The sequence below is a fragment of the Deltaproteobacteria bacterium genome (assembly GCA_016218975.1).
Taxonomy (GTDB): Bacteria; Desulfobacterota; Deferrimicrobia; order Deferrimicrobiales; family Deferrimicrobiaceae; genus JAENIX01.
Window position 1 is genome coordinate 1 of sequence record JACRCO010000011.1, and the last position, 2,065, is coordinate 2,065.

Here is a 2,065-nt window from a genome sequence, read left to right on the forward strand (position 1 = left end):
GTGAAATCCTGTATCTGCGTGATCGCCTGGAGAAGGCTGATCAGGAAGCCGACCACGAGGCTTACGATGAGGACCGGGCCGGCCGCGATGAGGAACGTACGGATGGTATCGCCGATTATGTCTTTAACGATGTCGGGAGTCAATGGAAGCTCCTTACGAGCGACCCGACGACGAGGTTCCATCCGTCCACGAGCACGAAGAGCAGCAGCTTGAACGGAAGGGACACCATCACGGGCGGCAGCATCATCATTCCCATCGAGAGGAGGACGCTCGCGACCACCATGTCGATAACGAGGAACGGCAGGAAGAGCAGGAACCCGATCTCGAAGGCGCTCTTGAGCTCGCTGATAGCGAATGCCGGCACGAGGATCCTCATGGAAAGCTCCGACGGCGTGGCCGGGGCTTTCTCCTTGCCGAGATTCAGGAAGAGGGCGATGTCCTTTTCCCTCGTCTGGCGGAGCATGAAGCTCTTCACGGGCGGTTCCGCACGCACGATCGCCTCGGTCATCGAAATCTGTTTTTCAATGTAAGGCGTGATCGAGTTCCTGTTTACCTCCGTCACAGTGGGGTACATCACGAACAGGGTCAGAAACAGTGCGAGCCCGATGATCACGGGGTTCGGCGGGATCTGCTGGCTGCCGATCGACTGTCGCAGGAACGACAGGACGACGACGATCCGGGTGAAAGATGTAAACATGACGAGGATCGCCGGCAGCAGCGAAAGGAAGCTGATCAGCAGGAACACCGACAGGACGGGATTGGAAAGATCGAGTGCGTCAGGCATCGAGTTCCTCTTTCCATTTACGGAGGCGCTGCGCCTTGTCGGGGACGGATGCCCCGCTTCCCGCTTCGAATTCCGCCGCGTCGAGGACCCGGAAAAGCTTCAGGTCGGCGTTCGTCACTCCGAGGACGAGGATTTCCCGCCCCACCCGGACCGCCGCGACGCCGCGCCTCGGACCGAAGGGATGGTACGCGACGAGGCCGATGAGCCCCTTCGCTCCCGGCTGCTTCTTTCGCCAGGCCCAGGCCGCCGCCGCGATCAGGATCGTCACGAACGCGAGAGCGCCCGCCATCTGGAGGAGAAGGTCCGTCATCTGAGCTGCTTGAGCCGCTCCGTCGGGCTGATGATGTCGGTAAGCCGTATTCCGAACTTCTCGTTGACTACGACCACTTCGCCGCGGGCGATGAGCTTGTCGTTGACCAGGACCTCCATCGGCTCTCCGACGAGTTTGTCGATTTCTATGACGGAGCCCTGCCCGAGCTGAAGGAGATCCTTGATGAGCATCCTCGTCCGCCCGATCTCCACCGCGACCACGAGCGGGATGTCGAGGAGGAAGTTGATGTCGTTTCCTCCGCCGATTTTCCTTTCCTCGCTCAGCTCCGTGAAGGCCGGCTGCTGCACTTCCTGTTCCGTCTGTCCTTCCATCCCTTCCTCCCCTTCCTAAAGGATCTGGGTGACCTTGATCGCCTTGTTGCCCTTCCGGAATCCCGGCACCCCGCGGAACTTCGGCACTCCCTCGACCTTCACCGGGAGGTCGCTGCCGGCGAACACTCCGAGATTGATCACGCTGCCCTGCACGAGGTTCATGATTTCGCCGACGGAGAGCTGCACCCGCCCCATCTCCGCCACCACCTCCACGTACGAATCGATGAGCTTCGCCCGAAGCCCCTCGGTCCAGCGCTCGTCTATTTCGAACTTGTCCGCCTGGATGCCCGAGCAAAGCTTCTCCTTAAGAGGCTCCACGACGGAGTACGGTATGCAGAAGTAGAGTTTCCCGGTGAAGTTCTCGAGCTCGACGTGTATCTGCACCTTGATGACGATTTCCGTGGGCTGGACGATCGTAACGAACTGGGGGTTGATCTCGGTGCTGACGTACTCCGGCTCGAGCGAGGCGATACCCTGCCACGCCCCTGACATGTCGGCGAACGCGTGCTCCATGATCTTCCGGACGATCTTCTGCTCGATCTGCGTGAAATACCGCCCTTCCGCCTTCACGTAACGGACCGACGGCCCGCCGAAGAAACACTCGACGAACGCGAAGACCATAGGCGCCTCGATGACGAA

The 2,065-nt window shown here is 60.3% G+C and carries 5 protein-coding genes; all 5 read right to left on the bottom strand.

Annotation, left to right across the window (positions count from 1 at the left end; translation table 11 throughout):
* Nucleotides 1–182 (bottom strand): flagellar biosynthetic protein FliQ (locus HY896_01685; protein MBI5575055.1); only part of this gene is annotated, 182 nt, incomplete at its 3' end.
* The gene (gene fliP, locus HY896_01690; protein ID MBI5575056.1) at nucleotides 140–784 is read right to left on the bottom strand and encodes a flagellar type III secretion system pore protein FliP; all 645 of its coding nucleotides are present in this window, start codon (nucleotides 782–784) and stop codon (nucleotides 140–142) included. The genes fliP and HY896_01685, both read right to left, overlap by 43 nt.
* Complete coding sequence (locus HY896_01695) at nucleotides 777–1,094, bottom strand: flagellar biosynthetic protein FliO (protein MBI5575057.1); 318 nt, start codon at nucleotides 1,092–1,094, stop codon at nucleotides 777–779. Before HY896_01695 ends, fliP begins: the two co-directional genes overlap by 8 nt.
* A complete protein-coding gene (gene fliN, locus HY896_01700; protein ID MBI5575058.1) occupies nucleotides 1,091–1,426 on the bottom strand; it encodes a flagellar motor switch protein FliN in 336 nt (111 codons plus the stop codon). Before fliN ends, HY896_01695 begins: the two co-directional genes overlap by 4 nt.
* A 15-nt stretch (nucleotides 1,427–1,441) precedes the next feature.
* Nucleotides 1,442–2,065: FliM/FliN family flagellar motor switch protein (locus tag HY896_01705; GenBank protein MBI5575059.1), on the bottom strand; the 624-nt coding region annotated here is incomplete at its 5' end.